Annotated in this window: 15 protein-coding genes; 6 read left to right on the top strand and 9 right to left on the bottom strand. The window is 64.0% G+C overall.

What is annotated here, in order from left to right; translation table 11 throughout:
• Positions 1-58: 58 nt before the first annotated feature.
• The 7 genes from BLW08_RS08140 to BLW08_RS08170 all read right to left on the bottom strand — a co-directional run bounded on the left by BLW08_RS08140 (position 59) and on the right by BLW08_RS08170 (position 8,649).
• Positions 59-910 carry an alpha/beta hydrolase gene (locus BLW08_RS08140; RefSeq protein ID WP_091324313.1) on the bottom strand — a complete coding sequence of 284 codons (852 nt, stop codon included), beginning with the start codon at positions 908-910 and terminating at the stop codon, positions 59-61.
• Between the two features lie 112 nt (positions 911-1,022).
• Positions 1,023-2,000, bottom strand: coding sequence for an alpha/beta hydrolase fold domain-containing protein (locus BLW08_RS08145; RefSeq protein WP_091324314.1), 978 nt, complete (start codon positions 1,998-2,000; stop codon positions 1,023-1,025).
• Complete coding sequence (locus BLW08_RS08150) at positions 1,997-3,007, bottom strand: alpha/beta hydrolase (protein ID WP_091324316.1); 1,011 nt, start codon at positions 3,005-3,007, stop codon at positions 1,997-1,999. The genes BLW08_RS08145 and BLW08_RS08150 overlap by 4 nt, the downstream gene beginning before the upstream one ends.
• Before the next feature lie 48 nt (positions 3,008-3,055).
• A complete protein-coding gene (locus tag BLW08_RS08155; protein WP_090821149.1) occupies positions 3,056-4,063 on the bottom strand; it encodes an oligopeptide/dipeptide ABC transporter ATP-binding protein in 1,008 nt (335 codons plus the stop codon).
• Positions 4,060-6,087, bottom strand: coding sequence for a dipeptide/oligopeptide/nickel ABC transporter permease/ATP-binding protein (locus BLW08_RS08160; protein ID WP_090821147.1), 2,028 nt, complete (start codon positions 6,085-6,087; stop codon positions 4,060-4,062). Before BLW08_RS08160 ends, BLW08_RS08155 begins: the two co-directional genes overlap by 4 nt.
• Complete coding sequence (locus BLW08_RS08165; RefSeq protein ID WP_091324318.1) at positions 6,084-7,037, bottom strand: ABC transporter permease; 954 nt, start codon at positions 7,035-7,037, stop codon at positions 6,084-6,086. The genes BLW08_RS08160 and BLW08_RS08165 overlap by 4 nt, the downstream gene beginning before the upstream one ends.
• 55 nt (positions 7,038-7,092) lie before the next feature.
• Complete coding sequence (locus tag BLW08_RS08170) at positions 7,093-8,649, bottom strand: ABC transporter substrate-binding protein (protein WP_090821142.1); 1,557 nt, start codon at positions 8,647-8,649, stop codon at positions 7,093-7,095.
• 236 nt (positions 8,650-8,885) lie between these two features.
• Between BLW08_RS08170 and BLW08_RS08175 the strand changes: the two genes are divergently transcribed.
• Positions 8,886-9,710, top strand: a complete 825-nt coding sequence (locus tag BLW08_RS08175; protein WP_090821140.1) for an IclR family transcriptional regulator — start codon at positions 8,886-8,888, stop codon at positions 9,708-9,710.
• On the opposite strand, the gene BLW08_RS08180 is transcribed toward BLW08_RS08175, so the two are convergent.
• Positions 9,707-10,375, bottom strand: coding sequence for a TetR/AcrR family transcriptional regulator (locus tag BLW08_RS08180; protein WP_091324319.1), 669 nt, complete (start codon positions 10,373-10,375; stop codon positions 9,707-9,709). The two genes, BLW08_RS08175 and BLW08_RS08180, sit on opposite strands and share 4 nt — an antisense overlap.
• Before the next feature lie 89 nt (positions 10,376-10,464).
• Between BLW08_RS08180 and BLW08_RS08185 the strand changes: the two genes are divergently transcribed.
• A complete protein-coding gene (locus BLW08_RS08185) occupies positions 10,465-12,834 on the top strand; it encodes an alpha-L-rhamnosidase (RefSeq protein WP_091324321.1) in 2,370 nt (789 codons plus the stop codon).
• 59 nt (positions 12,835-12,893) lie between these two features.
• The gene (uvrA, locus tag BLW08_RS08190) at positions 12,894-15,467 is read left to right on the top strand and encodes an excinuclease ABC subunit UvrA (protein ID WP_091324323.1); all 2,574 of its coding nucleotides are present in this window, start codon (positions 12,894-12,896) and stop codon (positions 15,465-15,467) included.
• Position 15,468: 1 nt separating this feature from the next.
• Here uvrA and BLW08_RS08195 read toward each other — a convergent pair whose 3' ends face one another.
• Positions 15,469-17,217, bottom strand: a complete 1,749-nt coding sequence (locus BLW08_RS08195; RefSeq protein WP_091324325.1) for a pyruvate dehydrogenase — start codon at positions 17,215-17,217, stop codon at positions 15,469-15,471.
• A 126-nt stretch (positions 17,218-17,343) separates the two neighbouring features.
• Here BLW08_RS08195 and ligD point away from each other — a divergent pair, with 126 nt between their 5' ends.
• The 3 genes from ligD to BLW08_RS08210 all read left to right on the top strand — a co-directional run bounded on the left by ligD (position 17,344) and on the right by BLW08_RS08210 (position 20,977).
• Positions 17,344-18,588, top strand: a complete 1,245-nt coding sequence (gene ligD / locus BLW08_RS08200) for a non-homologous end-joining DNA ligase (protein WP_091324327.1) — start codon at positions 17,344-17,346, stop codon at positions 18,586-18,588.
• A gap of 116 nt (positions 18,589-18,704) precedes the next feature.
• On the top strand, positions 18,705-19,979 hold the full coding sequence (locus tag BLW08_RS08205) for a cation:proton antiporter (RefSeq protein ID WP_091324328.1): 1,275 nt from the start codon (positions 18,705-18,707) through the stop codon (positions 19,977-19,979).
• 104 nt (positions 19,980-20,083) lie between these two features.
• Positions 20,084-20,977, top strand: a complete 894-nt coding sequence (locus BLW08_RS08210) for a glucose 1-dehydrogenase (RefSeq protein WP_091324330.1) — start codon at positions 20,084-20,086, stop codon at positions 20,975-20,977.
• Positions 20,978-21,022: the final 45 nt, after the last annotated feature.

Genomic DNA, 21,022 nt, shown 5'->3' on the forward strand with positions numbered 1-21,022 from the left:
TCGATAGGAGGGCGCGGCAAGGAAACCCCTGGTTGGTCTTGCCGAAATCTGGAAAAGGTTATGCGAGCGCGGCTTGCGTGCGGAAGAACGAGACAGTGGCAGCGAGGGCCTTCTCAGCAGCTGCCGAACCACCGTCCGCGGTGGACCACATGTGGTCAGCGCCGTCGATGAGGAGAAGTTCGACGTCGGCACCCGCCTTGGCCAGTTCACTCGCCAACGATTCTGACTGGGCCGCCGGAACAAAGCGATCGGCCGTTCCGTGGATCAGCAGGAAGGGCGGGGCGTCCGGGCCAACGTAACTGATGGGGCTTGCAGCGGCGGCAAGGTCCGGGTTGTCCGCCAGTACTGCACCCACCAACAACTCCTCGCGGGATCCGGGATCGCTGGCACGGGCCACCGCATGGGGCAGCGCCTGCTCCCCCATGTGGAGCAAGTCCGTTGGCGGGTACCAGGCTACGACGCCTGCTACAGCTTCTCCGTCCACGGCCGTGAGTCCAACCAGGCTGGCCAGGTGCCCGCCGGCAGAGTCACCCCATACGTAGATGCGCGCCGGGTCTATTCCGTACTCCCCGGCATTGTTGCGCAGCCACTGCACTGCAGCCTGGGCGTCGTGAAGTTGTGCCGGGTAATGCGCCTCGGAGCTGAGCCTGTAGTCGGCAGAAGCCACCACGAATCCGGCTTCTGCGAGTACGTCAAACGGATCTAGGCCGAATTTGTCGCAGACCGGGCCCAAAGAGGAACGCTCACCCACGCGCCAACCGCCACCATGAAAATGAACGACGGCGGGAAGGCGTTGGTCACTGGCGTGGTCCCACCCGCCCGGCAGGTAGAGATCCAATAACAGGGGGCGCGAACCTTCATGGCCACTGCGGGCGAATTCAATGCCTTTCAACGCTTCGCCATCTGTCATCGTCGACTCCCTCTGGTGCTTAGGTCTGTTGCTTGGGCCGGGGTCCACAATGTCCCCGCCTCTTCATCCAAGAATGTCGGACGTGACCCCGGAGCTGAACTGGCGATTCCAATCATTGAAACCGCTTGGCTGACTCAAGCTCCTCTGCCAGGAAGGACAGCCCACGCTGCACCACTGCCATCCCCGCTGAGTGGTTGAGGTACCCGTGCGTTGCCCCGGCCTCGATGTGGAAGTTCACGGGGACTCCGGCTTCCCGAAGGCACAACACATAGCGCTCCGCGGATGCACGCAGGTCATCATATTCGGCGGCAAGGACGGACGTAGGTGGCATGCCGCGGGGGTCGGCGTCCCCGGGCACAGCGTAGGAGGACGCCGTGCCCACAGGACCGCCGATGTAGTTCTCCACCATTGCCCTGCAATCGTCGGCGGTGAAGCGCAGTAGTCGCGGCAGGGCATGTAAGGCCGCATCCGAAAAGTTCAGGGCAGGCAGCCCGGAGTGGAGGAACGGATATGCCAGGAGCATCCTGGCCGGCAGAGGCTCGCCGATATCGTTCAAATACATGGCAGCCCCCACTGCCAGGTTTGCCCCGGCGCTTGCTCCCCCAAGGCACAGCATTGCGGGATCTACGCCGTAGTGCCCTGCGTTGTCGGTGGCCCACAGCCAGGCGGCCAAGACGTCGTGATGTGGCACCGGGAAGTGAACACCCTTACGCGCCAAACGGTAGTCCACGGAGAAAACCATCCCGCCCGTGCGGTGGACCAGCTCGCGGGCCAGTTGATCGGCCTCCCGCATGTCCAGGCTGCCCCCTGCAAATCCGCCGCCGTGCAGCCACACAAGGCCCGGAACTCCGGGACCCGAATAAACCGACCCCGCCTTGGCCCCGCCACCGTAAACACGCACACCCACTGGACCGTTTGGCCCGGGTGCTTTGACGTTGTGGACGGGCACGTTGGGAGGCGAGTAGGCAAGCCGGCCACTGCCGAAGGCTTCCAAGCGGAGGAGTCCGGATGGATCAGAGAGGAGATCGGCGAAGGACTTAGCCCCGGCCACATGCTCCATGACCCCTGCCAGTTCCGGATCCAGGCTCATGTGTGGAGGGAATCAGGAGCCCCCGGGGCGTGGCCCGATGTGGCGGGTACGCCCAGGCCAAATTCGCTCCGGAAGTATTCGATGGAGAGCGCCAGGATGCGGTCCAGCTGGTCCTCGGCAAAAAAGAAGCAGTGGTCCGCGCCTGCAATGGTGACCAGCTCGTGCTTGACGTCCGACTCCCTGAGCAAGTCCGCCAGGAGTTCGCTCTGCGCCAAAGGCACCAAACCGTCGGAGTCACCGTGGACCAGCAGGAAACTGGCTGCATCCGGTGTCACGTAGTTGGACGGGCTGGCTGCGTCCAGGACAAGAGGGTCCGTGGAGCCACCTACCAGCATGGTTTCCGGGTGCACCGACACCCCCTCTGGCACGGCAGCCAGCAGTGCCGGGCCCATGAAGTCGTTGGCGGCCGTCATCGGCGGCATGTCGTTCAGGGAGGACACCCCGTAGAAGTCAACCACTGCGCCCACGGAACTGGGCTGCCCCTGCACGCCAAGGCCACCTTCAAGGTCTTCGCGCTCTCCGGTGAGTCCCAGCAGCGCCGCCAGGTGTCCGCCCGCCGATTCGCCCCAGGCTCCGATTCTGGCAGGGTCGATGCCCAGGACCTCTGCATGATGCCGGAGGTACCGGACGGCTGCCTTGATGTCGTGCAGCTGGGCAGGGAACGGCGCCTCCAGGGAATGCCGGTAGTCCACGGTTGCGCACGCAATGCCCGCTTGGTTCAGGAGGTAGAACACTGAGTCCGGCGCGAACGTCGGCGGAAGCTCGCGGCGATCCCCCAATTGGAAAGCACCGCCGTGGATCCACACCACCACCGGAACAGGGATATCGGCCGCCCTGCGGGGAAGCCAAATGTCCATGGAGAGCCGACGGAACCCAACGGCAATCGCATAACTGAGCTCCCGATGCACCATCGAGTCTTCGGACACCACCTCGGCTTGCCCGGGCGCGTGAAAGGCCGGGAACGGCGGCGGGGTGGGAGCCCGGTGTTCAGCGGTCTCGAGTGTCATGTATTTCCTCCTGGAAGCGATATTGGTCAGGAAAGCCGATGGATTGGTTCAGGCGTAATGGCAGGCGACGTCCGCCTCGCCCACCCGACGCACAGCAGGGCGTTCGGTAGAGCAGAGCTCCGTGGCCAGCGGGCAGCGTTGGCGGAAGGGACACCCGCCCGCCGTGGCTGCCGCGGCAGAGGCCGTACGGACTCCCAAAGACTCACGGACCGCACGGCGCTGGGCCTGTTCAGCGGGCCTGGGAACGGGGGATGCCGCCACCAGGGCCTGGGTGAACGGGTGCTTCGGGGACTCAGTGACCGCTGCTGCCGGCCCCGATTCCATGACCTGGCCTCGATAGAGCACCACCACGCGCTGCGCCAGGAACTGGACAACTGAGATGTCGTGCGCAATGAACAGGTAGCTCAAGCCACGCTCGTCCCGCAGGTCCGCGAGCAGGTTGAGTACTTGCGCCTGCGTGGAAAGGTCCAAAGCACTGACTGCTTCGTCACACACCACCAGTTGTGGTTCACAGATGAGTGCACGGGCAACCGAAATGCGTTGCCGCTGTCCTCCGGAGAACTGGCTGGGGTAACGGTCCACGGCTTCCCTTGGCAGACCAACGCGTTCCAGCATGTCCTCTGCCTTGGCCCGCGCAACGCCACTGGAAACACCGCGGATGCGCAGCGGTTCTGCCAGTGAGGCGCCGATTGTCTTGCGGGGGTTGAGGGACGAGTTGGGATCCTGGAAGACGGCCCTGAGCTCACTGCCGATGGCACGGCGTTTGCCGGACTTGGCGTGTGTGATGTCCTCGCCTTGAAAAGCCACGGAACCCCCGGAGACCCTCTGGAGACCCAGGATCGCCTTCCCGATGGTGGACTTTCCGGACCCTGACTCCCCTACCAGCCCCACCGTTTCACCGGGTTGGATGGCGAAACTGACGCCGTCAACGGCCGGAGGTGCGCTGGCTGCTTTCCTTCCGTGGCCGTAGCGAACCACCAGGTCCTTCACCTCAAGCATCGGCATGCGGTGGACGGTGGAAGCACTTTCTGGCCGCAGGGGGGTGTCGATACTCATGCCATGTCCTTTTCTGTGATGTCGAGTCGATGCCGGGCCGGAACTTCTGCGGGGACATGCTGGTGGACAGCGGAATCGGTGGCCACCCAGGCCATTCCTTCCACGGCAAGTTCGTCGGCCTTGACGCAGCGCACCAGTCCCGTCTCCGTTCCGGAAGGAAGGAGCGGCACGGGTACCACACACGCAGATCCAGCGAACTGGCAGCGCGCTGCAAACCGGCAACCTGCGGGCCAGTCCTTGGGCTGCGGAACCTGGCCTTTGATGGTGGCGAGGCGGTGGGGCATATCGTGGGCGGAATTGGCGTGTGGATCCGCCGCGAGGAGGGCAAGGGTGTAAGGATGGCGCGGCTGGTCCAGAATGCTGCCGGTGCGGCCATTTTCCACTACCTGGCCGGCGTACATGACGGCAACCTGATCGCAGATATCTGCCACAACGCCGAGGTCGTGGGTCACCATGACAACTGACATTCCGGTGTCCTTCACCAGCGATCTCAGCAGGGACAGGATCTCGGCCTGGACCGTCACGTCCAGGGCGGTAGTTGGTTCGTCAGCCACCAGCAGGCGTGGCTTTCCGGACAGGGCCAGTGCAATGGCAACACGTTGGGCCATGCCACCGGAAATCTGGTGCGGGTAGCTCTTCAGGATGCGCCTGGCATCCACGATCCCCACCTTCTCCAGCAAGCCAAGTGCCTCGGCTCCCGCCTCCGCCCGGCCCATGGACTGCAGTCGCCGGATCGCGGAGGTCAACTGGTAGCCCACGGTGAACATGGGATCAAGGGCCCTCATGGGTTCCTGGGAAATCAGGGCGATCTCACGTCCGCGGATGCCTTCCATGTCCCTGTCCGTGGCCGCGGCAAGGTTCTTGCCGTTCCACAGGATCTGCCCGTCCGTCACGGCCACTCCGGACGGCAGCAGCCCCATCAAGGACAAAGCCGTCATCGTCTTGCCGCAGCCAGACTCGCCTACCAGCCCCAGGACCGTGCCGGGCTCGACGTCGAAGGAGACGTCCGTGACCAGTGGAGTTCCGCCGTCGACCCCTACCGAAAGTCCGCGGACGCTGAGCTTGCCTGCCGCGGGAGGATTCCGGACGGCTGGAGTTGCTGCCGCCGCCGCGGCCGCCTGGCCGGCCCTCTTCCTGCGGATGGCTGCTGAAGGAAGGTGCGAAGCCCCAGCGTTCGGGGCCTTGCCCAGGGCGTTGCCGATGGCATTGGCGGACAGTACGGTCAGAGCCAGGACCACCCCCGTGGGAACCATCAGCCAGGGAGCGTCATAGACGTGCTGCGAAGCGCTCTGGATCATGCCGCCCCAGCTGGGCTGCGGGAGGGGTGGTCCAAAGCCGATGAACGCCAGGCCGGCCTGGATGAGGAGGCCTACGGCGAAGATCAAGGCGGACTGCACCACGATGGTGGTGGCCAGGCCCGGCAGCACGTGGCGGACGCTGATGGCAAGGGGACTGAGTCCGTCAACGGTGGCAGCATCCACATACAGCTGGTTCTGCAGGGACTTGGCCTGGCCGAGCATCACGCGGTAGATTCCCGCGGAGATCAGCACGCCAAGGATGGCCATGATCAACGGGATGTTGGTCCCCACTGCACCGATGACGGCAAGGATGATCACCGTGCCCGGCAACGACATCATGATTTCGGTGACGCGGCTGATGACGCCCTCGGCGCGCTGGCTGTTCGCTGCCGCAAGGGCCAGCAAGGTTCCCAGCCCGACGCCGACAATCACCGTGATGAACGACGTCCCCAGGGTTTCGGCTGCTGAAGCGAAGATGCGGCTAAGGATGTCACGGCCCAGTTCGTCCGTGCCCAACCAGTGGGCTGCTGTAGGGCCGGACAGGACGGCAGTAAAGTCCTGGTCTTCGGTCTTGAAGGGCAACCACCAGGGTGCTGTCAGTGATGCCGTGACCATGACCGCCAACCACAAGGTACCGGCGAGGCCGGTCGGGGACGCGAGGAGGCGATGCCCGGAGAGTTTGGTCAGGGCAGTTTTGCGCGGGGTGGCTGGAAGTGTGGGGATCATGAGGCACGCAACTTCGGGTCAAGGAATTTGGTAGCGAGTTCGAGCACGAGGTTCACGGCAACCACCACCACGGTGGCGATCACTACGACGCCTTGGACGGCAGGGGCGTCGTGGGTGCTGACGGACGTCTGGACGGCCTGGCCGAGGCCCGGCATGGCGAACAATTGCTCGGCGATGACAGAGCCTCCGAACAGGCCGATGAACTGCAGGGCAATGCCGGCCACAATCGGCAGGCTCGCATAGCGCAGGGCGTGGACGTAGAGAATCTTCCAGGTGGGTGTGGCTGTGGCCCGGAGCGTCCGGATGTGTTCTTGTTGGAGCGCCTCAAGCATCGAAGCCCTTGTCTGCCGGGCTATGAAGGCTGCGCCGCCAACGGCCAGCGTGATCACCGGGAGGGCCAGTGACATGGCCCAATCCTGCGGGGAAACGTCAAAGGGAACGTATCCGGTGGCAGGAAAAACCGATGACTGGACGGCGAACAGGTAGACAAAGATGACGCCGATCCAGAAGGCAGGGAGAGCCACCAGCAGTCCCACGAATCCGCCGATCAACTGATCGAGGAACCCCCCGCGGACAGCTGCGGTAACGCCCAGGATGATGCCGAAGATGGCGCTCAGGATGGTGGCTCCGGCTGCCAGGGATGCCGTGACCGGAAGCCTCGTGGCGAGGTCTGCGCTCACGGAACGGCCGTCTATGAGCGAGCTCCCAAGGTTGCCTTGGATGGCGTCGCCAAGCCAGCGGAAGAACTGGACCACCAACGGGTCATTCCACCCCAGGCTTTGGTTCAGCTGATCGATGGCGTCCTGCGAAGCGCCGGCGCCCAAAGAGACGGCACCCGGACTGCCGGGCATGGCGTGGACCAGCAGGAATGCCAGCACCGCCACCACCAGCACTGTGGCAAGCGCCATCAGCAGGCGTTTGGTGACAAACATTGCCATGGTGACCTCCATTGGTCGGGCCGGACGCCAACGCCCTGCGGGCGTGGCGTCCGGCCTGTCGGTTGGATCAGTTGGTGGGTGCGTAGGACGAGAGCAGCGGGTAAACGTTGCTGCCGGCGAACTTCACTTGCTGGACCTTCTTGGTGTTGTAGCCCTGGTTGGTGAGGGACTCATACAGCGGGATCATCCAGCCGGACTCCACCAGACGTGTGTTGAGTTTGGTCAACGCGGCCTTCTTGGCGGCATCGTCCTTGGCTGCTGCGGCTTCTGCGGTTGCGGCATTCAGCTGCTCATCTGTGGCTTTCTGGACGTTGGTGAAGCCGCTCAGGACCGCTCCGTACATCAATCCCACCGGGTTGTCCCAGCCCAACGGGGCGTACCCGAGTGGAGTGGTGGCCACTGCGGCGAATGCTTCATCGGTGGAGGCCGCCAGCTTGACGTTCATGGTGATGCCGACCGCGGCCAGATCCTTCTGGACTGCCTGCAGGTCCGTTTGGGTCTGGGTGCTTGCGATGATGGTGAATTCAAAGCCGTCGGCGTATCCAGCCTCGGCCAGCAGGCTCTTTGCCTTGGCGGGGTCGTAAGCGTAGGTGGAGTTCAGTTCTTCAGTAAAGCCTGCCGAATCCTTGGGCAAGGCGTTCCATGCCGGGATGTCGCCCTTGTGGAGGGCATCCACCAGTGCCTGACGGTTGATGGCGTACTGGAATGCCTGACGGACCTTCTCACTGGCAAACGCCGGCGCTGTTTTGCCGATCTTGTCGAACGAGATCATCGTCTGGACGGTGCCACCGATTTGGGAGACGCCAACGCCTTTGGATTTGGCGAAGTCAACGGTGGGCGAGGTCAGCGAGGCAACGTCAGCCTGGCCGGAGACCAGCGCGTTGGCACGGGCCTGCGGGTCCATGATGACGCTGAACGTGATCTTGCTGTACGGGTACTTGGAAGCGTCCGCGTTCTTGTCGTTCTTGGTGAGGACGTACTTGTTGCCTTTGACCGTGGTTGCGCTGTCCAGGGTGTAAGGCCCCGAGCCGTCCGGGGTGGTGGCAAGGCTGGCGCTGTCCGTCACTGCGTTCTTGCCAACGATCATCCCCAAGGTGGAGGTGAGGTTCTTCTCGAAGCCCGGCTGGGCTTTGGCGAAAGTGATTGATACCTGGGTGGGACTCACGACGTCAACCGAGGCAATTTCCTGCGCTCCGCCCTTTGCGATGGCGGAGTACGCGCTGAGTGCAGAGTCGCTGCGACGATCAAGGTTTGCTTTGACCAGCGCGGCATCCAGCGTGGAGCCGTCAGTGAAGGTGACACCTTCTTTGAGGGTCAGCGTCAGCACGGTGTTATCTGCGTTGTAGCTGAATTCCTTGGCAAGGCCCGGGCCCACGCTGCCATCTGGCTGGAGGGTCATCAGGTTTTCATACAGGCCTTCGAAGAACTGCCGTTGGGCGTCCGAGACACGCAAGGGGTCATAGCCGAAGGACGCGCTGTCGCTATCCGTCGCAATGGTCAGCGTGCTCTTGTCCACGGTGGAGGTGGCGGATGACCCACCGCCGCATGCTGTCAGGGATCCCAGAAGGAGCGCGCCGGCCAGGACGGCCGCGCTCCGACGTGCAGGTGAGGTGAGGAGATTCATGTGCTGCGCCTTCGCATTCGTGATGGAATCGTGAGTCGGGATGTGGCACCGGAGGCCTGAACGTGGTCGGCAATGACCTGTTCCGGCCGATCCGTCGGCGCCCTCTCGTCAGATGGCTTCCGGTAACCGGCTTCTTCAAGAGTCGTAGGCGGGGGCCATGGAGCCCCATGTGAATTTCATTGGTTGAAACAGTATTGTGGTGAAGATCACTCACTGGGTTGAAAGGATTCAGATACATGCCGGCAGAAGACGGGACGGCCGCCGATAAACCGCAGCGCGGCAAGCGACCCAAGCAGGGCGAACCCGTCATTGACCGCGCCCTAAGCCTGCTTGCCGTCTTCAGCGACCGCCGTCGGGCGTTGACCCTGTCCGAAATGGCGCGGCTGGCGGACATACCCGCCCCCACAGCCCTGCGGCTGATTGCCCGGCTGGTGGCCTGGGGTGCCCTTGAACGCCTGGAGGATGGCCGTTATGTGGTGGGCGTCAGGCTATGGGAGGTGGCCTCGCTATCGCCGCGCGGCCATGGAGTCCGCGAAATCGCGCTGCCCTACCTTGAGGATCTTTTTGCCGTGACCCGCCATCACGTCCTGTTGGCAGTGCGCGACAAGAATGAGGCGGTGTTGATCGAACGGTTGTCGTCAAAGGAAGCAACCGAGGTGGCCTACCGCGTGGGTGGACGCGCGCCCCTGAGGTCGACGGCGGTGGGCCTGGTTCTGCTGTCCGGCGCAGATGCCGCCTTCCAGGAGTCCGTCATCAACCAACCGCCCGACGTCGAAGTCGGCGTGGATTCCATGCCGGAAGGTCAGCTAAGGCGCACCTTGTCCGATGTGCGCCGTACGGGCCTGGCCATGATCCGGCGATCGGCGCCGTCGCGGACGGTCTCCGTTGCATCGCCCATCTTCGGCGCGGAGGGGACAGTGGTGGCCGCCTTGTCCATCGTGGTTCCCGACGGCGCAACACCGCCCAATGTGCTGGCCCCTGCCGTGCAGGCAACCGCCAGGGCTGTCTCGCGCAACCTGGGTTACAACCCGGGGCCCAGCGAAAGTGTCCGGATGCGCTAAAGGGAGTCGGCCGCGCTGGCGTACCCGGGCGTCAGGAGTGAGCGCGCCAGCCGGCGGGAGTAGTCGCGGATGGCTTCCACGAGGTCCAGCTTCCCGTCTGAGAGCACCCACTGCAGTTGCAGCCCGTCGCTGACGGCAATGATCTCGCGGGCACAGCCGCCCACGTTTGTGTCGGGTTGAAGGTAACCGCGTTCGACGGCGTCGCGGAGTCGCTGGGCGGTCTCGTCCACTGCCCGCTGGTACCACGAGGCATACAACTGGTGCGCAGGCGTGGTGGCATCCGCAGCTTCAGCCGATATCAGCACGAACAGCTCAATAAGCCCCGGCTCCCTGGCCAACTCACGCGTGGAGTCCACCATGGTCCGGAATACTTCCATGGGGTCCTCGGTGTTTTGTGTGGGCCGCGATCCCCACCACGTGGCCGTCTGCTCCAGTCGGCGCTCCGCTACCGCCAGCAGCAGATGCTTCTTGGAGCGGAAGTGGTGCAGCAGGCCACTTTCGCTAAGCCCCACGTCCGCTGCCACCTGCGCGAGCGGCACTTTGTGGTATCCGGACATGCCGAAGAGCCGTGTTGCCGCATCCAGAATTTCTGCGCGCTTGGCACGCCCTACTTCATAGCTTCCAGTTTTCCGCCGCGTACGCACCTTCTCAGGGTAGTCATCCACATCCAAATTAAAAACAGTGCAAGCACGGTTTTTATGGTCTAGCATGGGCAAAGGCCACCAAGCTGCCTGATTTCCCCGGAGGAGTTCCCTTGACAGACCATCATTCCCAGCCTTCTTTGAAAGCGGCCCTGCGTGATGCTTCCTGGATCTCACCCGTTGAAACGCAGCCTTCCGAACCCGGCAGGCGGCCCGCCTATTGGCTCCGCAGCACATTCGAGTGGGTGCCGGGCCGCGGCAGGGCGACCATCCACGCCACGGCTCATGGACTCTACGAACTGTTCATCAACGGCAGCCGTGTGGGCGATGAGGAACTGACGCCCGGATTTACCGCCTACCGCAAGCGCCTGCAGGTCCACGCATGGGACATCACTGGGCTGCTGTTGGACGGCGCGAACGTCATCTCGGTGCTTCTCTCCGACGGCTGGTTCCGCGGCCGCCACGGCTTCGAGCGCAGGGCCGACGGCTTCGGGCGCGAAACTGCCTTCATCGCTTCCATCACCTCGCCGTCGGGAACCCTCGCAGTCACGGATAAGCTCTGGACCTCACGGGAAAGCCACATCACCCACGCTGACCTGATGGATGGTCAAACAATCGACTTCCGCCGGTGTTCCGAGCCGGAGGACGGCACGACGACGGATGGTTGGCTTCCGGTGGCCACCCGGCACGGCGGGCTTTACGGCAACAGCGAACGATACGTCCGGCCGGTTGCCCCGGCGGTGCGACGCATCGAGGAGCTCCAGCCCGTGAGCATCACCCATTCCGCGCCCGGAGTGACGGTGGTGGACTTCGGACAGAACATCAATGGCTGGGTCCGCCTGACGGAACTCGGCCCCGAGGGCACCCGAACCACGCTGCGACACGGGGAGGTACTTGATCCGGCCGGGCTGGTGTCCACCGAAAACATCCGCGCTTTCGATTTCGCCACCAAGACTCCCCTTCCCGCAGGGCAGGTGGACGAAGTGATCTCCGCCGGACACCCTGGCGATGTCTTTGAGCCGCGGCACACCACCCACGGCTTCAGGTACGTGCAGATCGAAGGCCTCACCAGCCAACTGTCCGCGCAGGACATCACCGCGGTGGTGGTCCATACCGACCTGACGCGCACAGGAACGTTCCGTTGCAGCGATCCACGCATCAACGCCCTGCACGATGCTGTGCTGTGGAGCTTCCGTGGGAACGCCTGCGATGTCCCCACGGACTGCCCCCAGCGCGAGAGGTCCGGGTTCACTGGTGACTGGCAGGTCTTTGTAGACACGGCTGCCCTGATGTTCGATGTGTCAGGTTTCAGCACCAAGTGGCTGAAGGATCTTGCCGCCGACCAATGGACTGACGGCAGGGTGCCCACGGTGGTTCCCAATCCTGCCGGCGCCGGGCCCTCCGGCAACTTCTTTGAAGATCTCGCCACTGGCTCGGCCGGATGGGGTGACGCCGCAGTATTCGTACCATGGTCCCTCTGGCGTGCCTACGGGGATAAAGAAGCCTTGGCGGAAGCCTTCCCCTCCATGCGTTCATGGGTGGACTTTGCTGCCGGAGCCGCGGCCGCCGGCCGGCACCCTTTACGCGCGGCGGCACGGCTCGCTCCCCTGCCCCACGAGACGTTTCTGTGGGACACCGGATTCCACTTTGGCGAATGGCTGGAGCCGGACACTCCGCCGAATCCTGACCCCTCCCGCGACCACGGCATAGTGGCCACGGGGTACCTGTACCGCTCCGCCGAGCTCCTGGCCAGAACTGCCGGAGTGCTCGGCGAGATCACAGCCGCAGCCCACTACGCCTCATTGGCGGCCGCGGTCCTCGACGCCTGGCAAGCCGAGTACCTGGACCAGGACGGCCGGTTGGGCGAAGAGTCCCAAGGACACTACGTCCGCGCCCTGGCTTTCGGGTTGGTCCCGGAGAAACTCGCCCCGCTGACGGCGTCCCGGCTGGTTGAACTCGTCCGCCTCAACGGAAACCGACTGGGCACGGGCTTTCTTTCCACCGGCCTCCTGCTTCCGGTACTGGCTGATCATGGCTACCTCGACGTCGCCTACCAACTGCTGCTCTCCACCGGCACACCATCCTGGCTCGGCATGCTGGACGCCGGTGCCACCACCATGTGGGAATGGTGGGACGGCGTGACCGCCACCGGAGCGAGGGGATCCCTCAACCACTACAGCAAAGGCGCCGCGGGTTCATTCCTCTACACCCATGTGGCCGGAATTCGCTTGCCGGAGAACCCGGACAGCGGGCAAACCGCTTACCGTACCGTGACCATCGCCCCGCAGCCCGGAGGCGGCCTCACCTCGGCACGTGCAACCGTCGAGACCGTCCACGGCCGAATCACCAGCGCTTGGACCGTGGAACACGGGGCGTTCGCCCTGCGCATCGAGATCCCGGAAGGAGTCACAGCAGTCGTCAGCATGCCGGATGGAACCAGTCACAACGCCCCGGCAGGCGAACACGAATTCCACACTGTGTGAAACCTCCGCACAGGCCTCCTCAATGCGCGCCGGCCCCGGACGCCGATAGAGTCGTAGCAATGGACAGTAAACTGAGAAATTCCCAACGGCCCGCTCCGCACCGGCCCACGCCGCAGTTTGCCGATCCCGAAGATGGCTTTGTCAGAGTCCGCGGAGCACGCGAGAACAACCTGCGCACCGTGGACGTAGACGTCCCCCGGGACGCGATCGTCGCCTTCACGGGCGTTTCCGGCTCGGGAAAATCCTCGCTGGCCTTCGGAACCATCTTCGCCGAAGCCCAACGACGCTACTTCGAATCCGTCGCTCCCTACGCCCGCCGCCTCATCCAACAGGGCCACAACCCCAAAGTAGAGACCATCACCGGACTGCCCCCCGCCGTCGCGCTTCAACAACGCCGCGGCACAGCGACAGCCCGCTCCAGCGTCGGAACAGTAACAACGCTCTCCAACTCCCTGCGAATGCTCTTCTCCCGTGCCGGCAGCTATCCGGCCGGCGCCAGCCAACTGGACTCTGACGCGTTCTCCCCCAACACAGCAGCCGGCGCCTGCCCGGAGTGCCACGGTTTGGGTGTTGCGCACACGGTCAGCGAAGCATCCCTGGTACCGGACCCCTCCCTGAGCATTCGGGACGGCGCTATTGCCGCATGGCCCGGCGCATGGCAAGGCAAGAACCTCCGTGACATCCTCACCCACCTGGGCTACGACGTAGACACGCCCTGGAAGAAGCTGCCCAAGAAGGATCGCGACTGGATCCTTTTCACCGAAGAGCAACCTGTAGTGGAAGTAACACCACAACGCGACCGCGTCGCCAAGCCATACAAGGGCCGCTTCTGGAGTGCCAAAAGCTACGTCCTCCACACCCTTGCGGACTCCAAGAGCACCACCATGCGGGACCGGGTGCTGCGCTTCATGGAGACCGGACGATGCCCGCAATGCAACGGCAGCGGCCTCAGGCCCGACGCGCTCGCCGTAACATTCGCCGGCAAGACCATCGCTGAACTCAACGCCCTGCCCCTGACCGAACTGGCCGCGGTGATCCGGCCAACAACTGAGGTGAAGGGAGCCGGGACTGCGTCCCGCAAGCAGGCCTCCGGAGAAGGGAACGAGGTAGCAGTCGCCATCACCCGGGACCTGCTCAACAGGGTTACCGTGCTGCTGGAATTGGGTTTGGGATACTTGGCATTGGGGCGCGCTACGCCCACGCTGTCCCCTGGCGAGATGCAGCGGCTCCGGATCGCCACCCAGCTGCGTTCCGGCCTTTTCGGAGTCATCTATGTACTCGATGAACCCTCCGCCGGGCTTCATCCCGCCGACGCCGAGCCCCTGCTTGATGTGCTGAATCAGCTGAAGACGTCCGGCAACTCGGTGTTCGTGGTGGAGCACAACATGGACTTTGTCCGGGCCGCCGACTGGCTGGTGGATGTGGGACCACACGCCGGCGAAGGCGGCGGAAAAATCCTCTACAGCGGCCCCGTGGACGGTCTGGAACATGTGAAGGATTCCGTGACCCGACCCTTCCTGTTCCCGGACGGCCGCAGCACGTCCGGCGGGACTAACAGGCAGCACAACGCCGGTCCGGTCGCCGCCGGGTTGGCTCCCAGCGCGCCACGCACCACGGAAGAGTGGCTGGAACTTCGCGGGATCACCAGGCACAACCTCCGCAATCTGGGGGTTGCGTTTCCGCTGGGAGTGTTGACCGCCGTCACCGGCGTATCAGGCTCCGGCAAGTCCACCTTGGTGAGCCACGTCCTGGCCGACATGGTGGGAGCCCGGCTGCACCCGGAGACCGCAGACAACGATGCTCCGCCCAGGGTCCATGCCGCCGGGTCCGTGTCCGGGCTGCACCAGCTGGACCGACTGGTGAAAGTCGACCAGAAACCCATCGGGCGCACACCGCGTTCCAACCTGGCAACGTATACGGGCCTTTTCGACGGTGTGCGGAAGGAGTTCGCGGCCACCGATAGTGCCCGTGAGCGTGGCTTCGGAGCCGGCAGGTTTTCCTTCAACGTGGCGGGAGGCCGCTGCGAAACGTGCCAGGGAGAGGGATTCGTGGCGGTGGAATTGCTGTTCCTGCCAGGAAGCTACGGCCCATGCCCCGAGTGCAACGGTTCCCGGTTCAACCCGGAGACACTGGAGGTCACCTACCGTGGCCGCAACATTGCCGAAGTACTGGGCATGACGGTCAACACGGCGTCTGAATTCCTCGCCGATCTCCCCTCCGTCTCACGCAGCCTCCAAACCTTGCAGGAGGTGGGCCTGGGCTACCTCAGGCTGGGGCAGCCGGCCACAGAACTTTCCGGCGGCGAAGCCCAACGCATCAAACTCGCCACGGAATTGCAGCGGGTCCAGCGCGGCCACACCCTCTACCTGCTGGACGAACCCACCACCGGATTGCACCCCGCAGACGTTCAGCTCCTGATGAAGCAACTCCACAGGCTCGTCGATGCCGGCAACACCGTGATCGTGGTTGAACACGAGATGGATGTGGTGGCGGGTGCGGACTGGGTGATCGACCTGGGACCCGGCGGTGGCGACGCCGGCGGCGAGGTGATCGCCGCAGGGCCGCCCGCCGTCGTCGCGCGCTCCAAGGAGAGCCGCACTGCGCCGTACCTCGCCGCCGTGCTGGGCCGGTGACCTAGCGGCGGGGGATATTGCGCAGGTTGCTGCGTGCCATGCTGACAGCTTCGCCGGCCCCCCGGTTCAGGACCACTTTTGACATGGCAGTGGCAAAACCGATCACCTGCGACCCGGAGATTTTTGGCGGAATGGACAGTGCATTGGGGTCCGTTATGAGTTCCACCAACGACGGACCGGGGTGTGCAAATGCTTCCCTGTACGCGGCCTCAATGTCCGCAGGATCGGTGACCCGCACGGCATGGAAGCCAAGCGCCTTGGCCACCGCGGCATAGTTGGCATCCGGCACGTCAACTCCGAAGTCCGGGAGCCCGTCCACCAACATTTCGAGCTTGACCATGCCCAGCGTGGAGTTGTTGAACACCACCACATTCACCGGCAGCTTATGTGCGGCGACTGTGACGAGCTCACCGAGCAGCATGGACAGGCCACCGTCCCCGGAAACGGACACCACTTGGCGCCCCGGGTAGGCCACCTGCGCGCCGATCGCGTGGGGCAAGGCGTTGGCCATGGAGCCGTGCAGGAAGGATCCGATCAGCCGACGGGTGCCCAGCGGGTTGATGTAGCGTGCGGTCCAGACGTTGCACATGCCGGTGTCCGCGGTGAAGATGGCATCCTCGGCCGCCACTTGGTCCAGCAGCGAGGCAGCATACTCCGGGTGGATCGGCTGCTTCTTCTCCACCTTGCGCGTATAGGCACCTACGGCTTTGTTCATCAAGCGATCATGCTTTTTGAGCATTTGATCCAGGAACCGGCGGCTTTTCTTTGCTTGCACCAGGGGCAGGAGAGCCTTCAGGGTAGGCAGGACGTCCCCATGAACGGCAATGTCGACGTCGGTGCGGCGCCCCAGCCGCTGGGCAGCCCGGTCCACCTGGGCCGTCCGGGTGTCCGGGAGGAACTGGTCATACGGGAAATCGGTGCCCAGCAGAATCAGCAAATCCGCGTCTTCGATGCCTTCGGCCGCAGCGCCATAGCCGAGCAGCCCCGTCATGCCGATGTCGAAGGGATTGTTGTACTGGACGAAGTCCTTGCCGCGCAGGGAGTGACCAATGGGGGCGTTGACCAGTTCGGCCAGCGCCATCAGTTCAGCGTGCGCGCCCTCAACTCCGGCGCCAGCAAAGATGGCAACCTTGCCGGCGTCGTTAATCGCTCCGGCAAGTTCCTGGACGCTGACCGGGTCCGGTACCAGGCTCGCGGGCCGGAATGTGGCGGGGAGGGGCGTGGGCGCCGTGGCCTCGAGGCCTGCGATATCGCCGGGCAGGGTCACCACTGCTACTCCCCGCAGGCCCACAGCGTTCTGAATGGCACTGTGCATCACGCGGGGCGCTTGCTCGGCGGTGCTGACCAGCTCCGAGTAAACGGAGCATTCATTGAACAGCCGGTCCGGATGCGTCTCCTGAAAGAAGCCACTCCCAATCTGCTTGCTGGGGATGTGCGAGGCGATGGCAAGCACCGGGGCGCCAGTACGGTTGGCGTCGTACAGCCCGTTGATCAGGTGCAGGTTGCCGGGGCCGCACGACCCGGCGCAGACCGCCAGCCTGCCGGTCAATTGCGCCTCCGCAGCCGCAGCAAAAGCTGCCGCTTCCTCATGGCGGACGTGGATCCAGTCGATGCCGCCCTTGCTGGAACCTCCTGTTTGACGGACGGCGTCCACGATTGGGTTAAGGCTGTCGCCTACGATTCCGTAAATCCGCTGCACGCCGGCAGCCTGGAGTTGTTCAATGAGCTGGGTGGCAAGTTCTTTGGCCATAGTGTGCAGACTCCCTCAGTTGTGGCGGTGGGCTGACATGGCCAAATATAGTCCGCCCGGCTTTGCTCCAGCTGGGTGGCCTGAGAGCTGTGGCGAATCAACACCTTGCTTGCTAGCGTGGCCCGCATGAGCCCCTCCAAGACCCCGGCGGAGATTCTGGACATCGGCGGTGCCGAAGTTCGCATTTCCAATCCTGACAAGGTGGTATTCCCCGAGCCCGGGCTGACAAAGCTCGATGTTGTTCGCTATTACCTGGCAGTCGCCGACGGCGCCCTACGCGGGGCAGGCGGCCGGCCCATGGTGCTCAAACGCTTTCCCAAAGGCATCGACGCGGAGCCGTTCTTTCAAAAACGCGTGCCGGAAAACCATCCGGAGTTCATCGATACGGCAACATTGCACTACTCCTCCGGGACCTCCGCAGAAGAGACAGTCATCCGCGATGCTGCGGGCTTGGCGTGGGTAGTGAATCTTGGTTGCCTGGACCTGAATCCGCATCCTGTTCGCGCCGAAGACCTCGACCATCCGGACGAACTCCGGGTGGACCTGGACCCCATGCCCGGTGTCGACTGGTCGCAAATCGTCGATACGGCGTACGTGGCACAAGAAGTACTGGACGACGTCGGCCTGGTGGGGTGGGCCAAAACCTCGGGCTCGCGGGGCCTCCATATCCTGGTGCGAATTGCGCCACGATGGTCCTACCGCGACGTCCGGCTTGCCGCTGAAACCCTGGCCCGCGAAGTTGAGAACCGGGCCCCGGGCCTCGCCACCGCCCGGTGGTGGAAGGAGGAGCGGGGCGAAAGCGTCTTTGTCGATTTCAACCAGAACGCCAAGGACCGTACCGTGGCCTCGGCCTACTCCGTTCGGTCCAGGCCCGACGCCAGGGTCTCAACCCCGCTCACGTGGGACGAAGTGCGCTCCGCCCGACCGGAGCAGTTCACGGTACTCAGCGTGCCCCAAAGGTTCGCAGAGAAGGGCGATCCCCACGCAGGCATCGACGACACAGCGGGTTCCCTCGAGGGCTTGCTCGCCTTGGCTGCCCAGCTGGGACCCGCAGAGAAGGCTCCGCGGTCAGGGGACGGATCCGGACGACGTGTGTCCACGATGCCGTTGATCGAGGTGGCCCGGACCAAGACCAAACCCGAAGCCCTCGCAGCCTTTGATGAATGGAAGGCGCAGCACGCGGAGCTGGTGTCAGCCTTGCACCCGGCCGACGTACTGGTTGACGGCATGCGCGGGTCCAGTTCGCTCTGGTACAGGGTTCGGGTGAACCTCCAGCATATTCCCGACGATCAGCGCCCGCCGCAAGAAGACCTCATTGCCAACTACGACCCCTGGGCGGGCAAGGAATGGCCGGGACGGCCCAGCGCCTGAGAACGCACCTCCACCGGCAGGTTTTGCACGTGGGGCCTCATCTGGCGCACTGCAAGGCGTGGCGGTAGCTTGGGATTACTTTTCCACAAGCAGCCGAGGTTCCGGAGGCACTGCCGATGCAAGGCTTGTCCACGTCACTGGTACTGATCGCAGCCTTGGCCGTTGTGGCACCCATCATCACCCGGCTCCTTGACCCCTTGGTCAAAGTGCCGATAGTGGTCTTCGAGATTGTCCTGGGGATCCTGCTCGGCCCCAGCCTGTTGGGGTGGATCCAATCCACCCCGTTCACGGATACCCTGGCCGACTTCGGCTTGGCCATGCTGTTCTTCGTAGCAGGCAACGAGATCGACTTTGCCGCAATCCGGGGCCGTCCCATTAGCCGCGCCTCTGCCGGCTGGATTATCTCGCTGGCAGCGGGCATCGGCGCTGGCTTCGTCCTGGCGCCTGCACCTGAGGCCGCAGTGATCATCGGCGTCGCCTTGTGCTCCACCGCACTGGGCACATTGCTCCCCATCATCCGCGACGCCGGCGAGATAAAGTCACCCATCGGCATCACGGTGGCGGCCTTGGGGGCGGTGGGCGAGTTCGGGCCGCTCATCGCCATCTCACTCTTCCTCAGCGGCAAGCAATTGGGGGTGGCGTCGGCAGTGCTCCTGGGATTCGTCCTGTTGACCGGAGTTGCCATCTTCCTGGCCTCACGCTCCCGGCACACCCTGTTTCATGCGCAGGTCACCAGGACGCTCCACACCAGCAGCCAATTCGCCATGCGGTCCATCATGTTGATCCTGAGCACACTGGTTGTCCTGAGCATGGTGCTGGGGTTGGACATGCTTCTGGGCGCTTTCGCGGCCGGTGTGCTGTGGAAAGTCACCATCGCCCGCGCGCCCCAGGAAGATCGGAGGGTCATTGAGACCAAGATCGACGCCGTCGCTTTCGGTTTCTTGGTGCCGGTGTTCTTCATCGATACCGGCATCGACTTCCATTTGGGCGCCCTCACGTCCAACCCGGCAACCCTCGCCTTGCTCCCCCTGTTCCTTGTGATGCTGCTGGTCATCCGCGGCCTGCCGTCGCTGTTGGCGGCCCCTTCCGGCTCCACCCGGTCCGATAAGCGCGCCCTGTTGCTCTTCGGCGCGACCGGGCTGCCAATCATCGTCGCGGTGACGGCCATTGGCCAGGACCACGGCTTCATCACCAGCGGCATCGCCTCCGCCTTGGTTGGGGCCGGAATGCTCTCGGTGCTGCTGTTTCCGCTGCTGGCGCTTCGCCAATTGCAGCGCAACGGGAGGCCCGCAACAAGCAATGACTTCCCCGCGGGCAGCAGTCCACACCGAACGGAACAAGCGTCCGACGGCGGCCTCCCGCCGTCGGACCCTTCTCCCACCGGTGCGTAGCGCCAGGTTGGTCCCGCTTTGCAGACGGGTCACCGCATGCTTAGGGTGGAAACCATAAGCTTCCTTAGCTTTTATGGCCACACCTCGACACCAGGAGGACCACCATGACCGATCAGTACACGTTCAGAAACCCCGTCACCGCCTACGAGCAGATCTCGCCTCCGAAGCAACACCAACCCGAGCCCGGGCTCGACGCGGATCTGACACCCACGGCAGACCTCGGCGAAGACAGCTACCGCGGTACCGGGCGCCTCGAAGGACGAAAGGCGATCGTCACCGGAGCGGACTCGGGAATCGGCGCAGCCACGGCAATCGCCTTCGCCCGCGAAGGGGCGGACGTGGTCCTTTCCTACCTTCCGGAAGAGGAAGAGGACGCAGACCGCATAGCCGGCATCATCGAAGCCGCAGGCCGCAAAGCCGTCAGGGTCCCGGGCGACCTTAAAGACTCCGCCATGTGCCGGAAAGTGGTGGACACCGCCGTCGAAATCCTGGGCGGTGTGGACATTCTGGTCAACAACGCCGGGAAGCAGGTGGCGCAGGAAAACCTTGCCGACATCACCGACGAACAGTTCGACCACACGCAGAAGACCAACGTGTATGCGATGTTCTGGCTGACCAAGGCCGCCCTCCCCCATCTGCCGGCCGGATCCACCATCATCAACACCACGTCCATTCAGGCTTACAACCCATCACCAACACTGGTGGATTACGCCACCACCAAGGCCAGCATCAACAACTTCACCAAAGGTTTGGCCCAGCAGTTGGCGCCCCAGGGCATCAGGGTGAACGCAGTCGCGCCCGGGCCGATCTGGACCCCACTGCAGGTCAGCAGCGGGCAGCCCAAGGAGGCGTTGCCGGAGTTCGGGCACTCCACTCCCCTTGGCCGGGCCGGTCAGCCTGCCGAGTTGGCGCCGGCATATGTATTCCTTGCCTCGCCGGAATCCAGCTATGTGGTGGGAGAAACCTTGAACGTGAACGGCGGCAGCCCCACGCCGTAGCCAGCGCGGTTTGCCTGGGCGCCAGTGGCACAGCGGACCACTGGC

Source organism: Arthrobacter sp. cf158 (assembly GCF_900106835.1).
Lineage (GTDB): Bacteria > Actinomycetota > Actinomycetes > Actinomycetales > Micrococcaceae > Arthrobacter.

What these genes read in the sequence shown, in the direction of transcription:
- BLW08_RS08145 (WP_091324314.1), bottom strand. Translation starts at nt 2,000, where the DNA reads ATGAGCCTGGATCCGGAACTGGCAGGGGTCATGGAGCATGTGGCCGGG.
- uvrA (WP_091324323.1), top strand. Translation starts at nt 12,894, where the DNA reads ATGGACAGTAAACTGAGAAATTCCCAACGGCCCGCTCCGCACCGGCCC.
- BLW08_RS08205 (WP_091324328.1), top strand. Translation starts at nt 18,705, where the DNA reads ATGCAAGGCTTGTCCACGTCACTGGTACTGATCGCAGCCTTGGCCGTT.
- BLW08_RS08170 (WP_090821142.1), bottom strand. Translation starts at nt 8,649, where the DNA reads ATGAATCTCCTCACCTCACCTGCACGTCGGAGCGCGGCCGTCCTGGCC.
- BLW08_RS08140 (WP_091324313.1), bottom strand. Translation starts at nt 910, where the DNA reads ATGACAGATGGCGAAGCGTTGAAAGGCATTGAATTCGCCCGCAGTGGC.
- BLW08_RS08175 (WP_090821140.1), top strand. Translation starts at nt 8,886, where the DNA reads ATGCCGGCAGAAGACGGGACGGCCGCCGATAAACCGCAGCGCGGCAAG.
- BLW08_RS08160 (WP_090821147.1), bottom strand. Translation starts at nt 6,087, where the DNA reads ATGATCCCCACACTTCCAGCCACCCCGCGCAAAACTGCCCTGACCAAA.
- BLW08_RS08210 (WP_091324330.1), top strand. Translation starts at nt 20,084, where the DNA reads ATGACCGATCAGTACACGTTCAGAAACCCCGTCACCGCCTACGAGCAG.
- ligD (WP_091324327.1), top strand. Translation starts at nt 17,344, where the DNA reads ATGAGCCCCTCCAAGACCCCGGCGGAGATTCTGGACATCGGCGGTGCC.
- BLW08_RS08150 (WP_091324316.1), bottom strand. Translation starts at nt 3,007, where the DNA reads ATGACACTCGAGACCGCTGAACACCGGGCTCCCACCCCGCCGCCGTTC.
- BLW08_RS08165 (WP_091324318.1), bottom strand. Translation starts at nt 7,037, where the DNA reads ATGGAGGTCACCATGGCAATGTTTGTCACCAAACGCCTGCTGATGGCG.
- BLW08_RS08195 (WP_091324325.1), bottom strand. Translation starts at nt 17,217, where the DNA reads ATGGCCAAAGAACTTGCCACCCAGCTCATTGAACAACTCCAGGCTGCC.
- BLW08_RS08155 (WP_090821149.1), bottom strand. Translation starts at nt 4,063, where the DNA reads ATGAGTATCGACACCCCCCTGCGGCCAGAAAGTGCTTCCACCGTCCAC.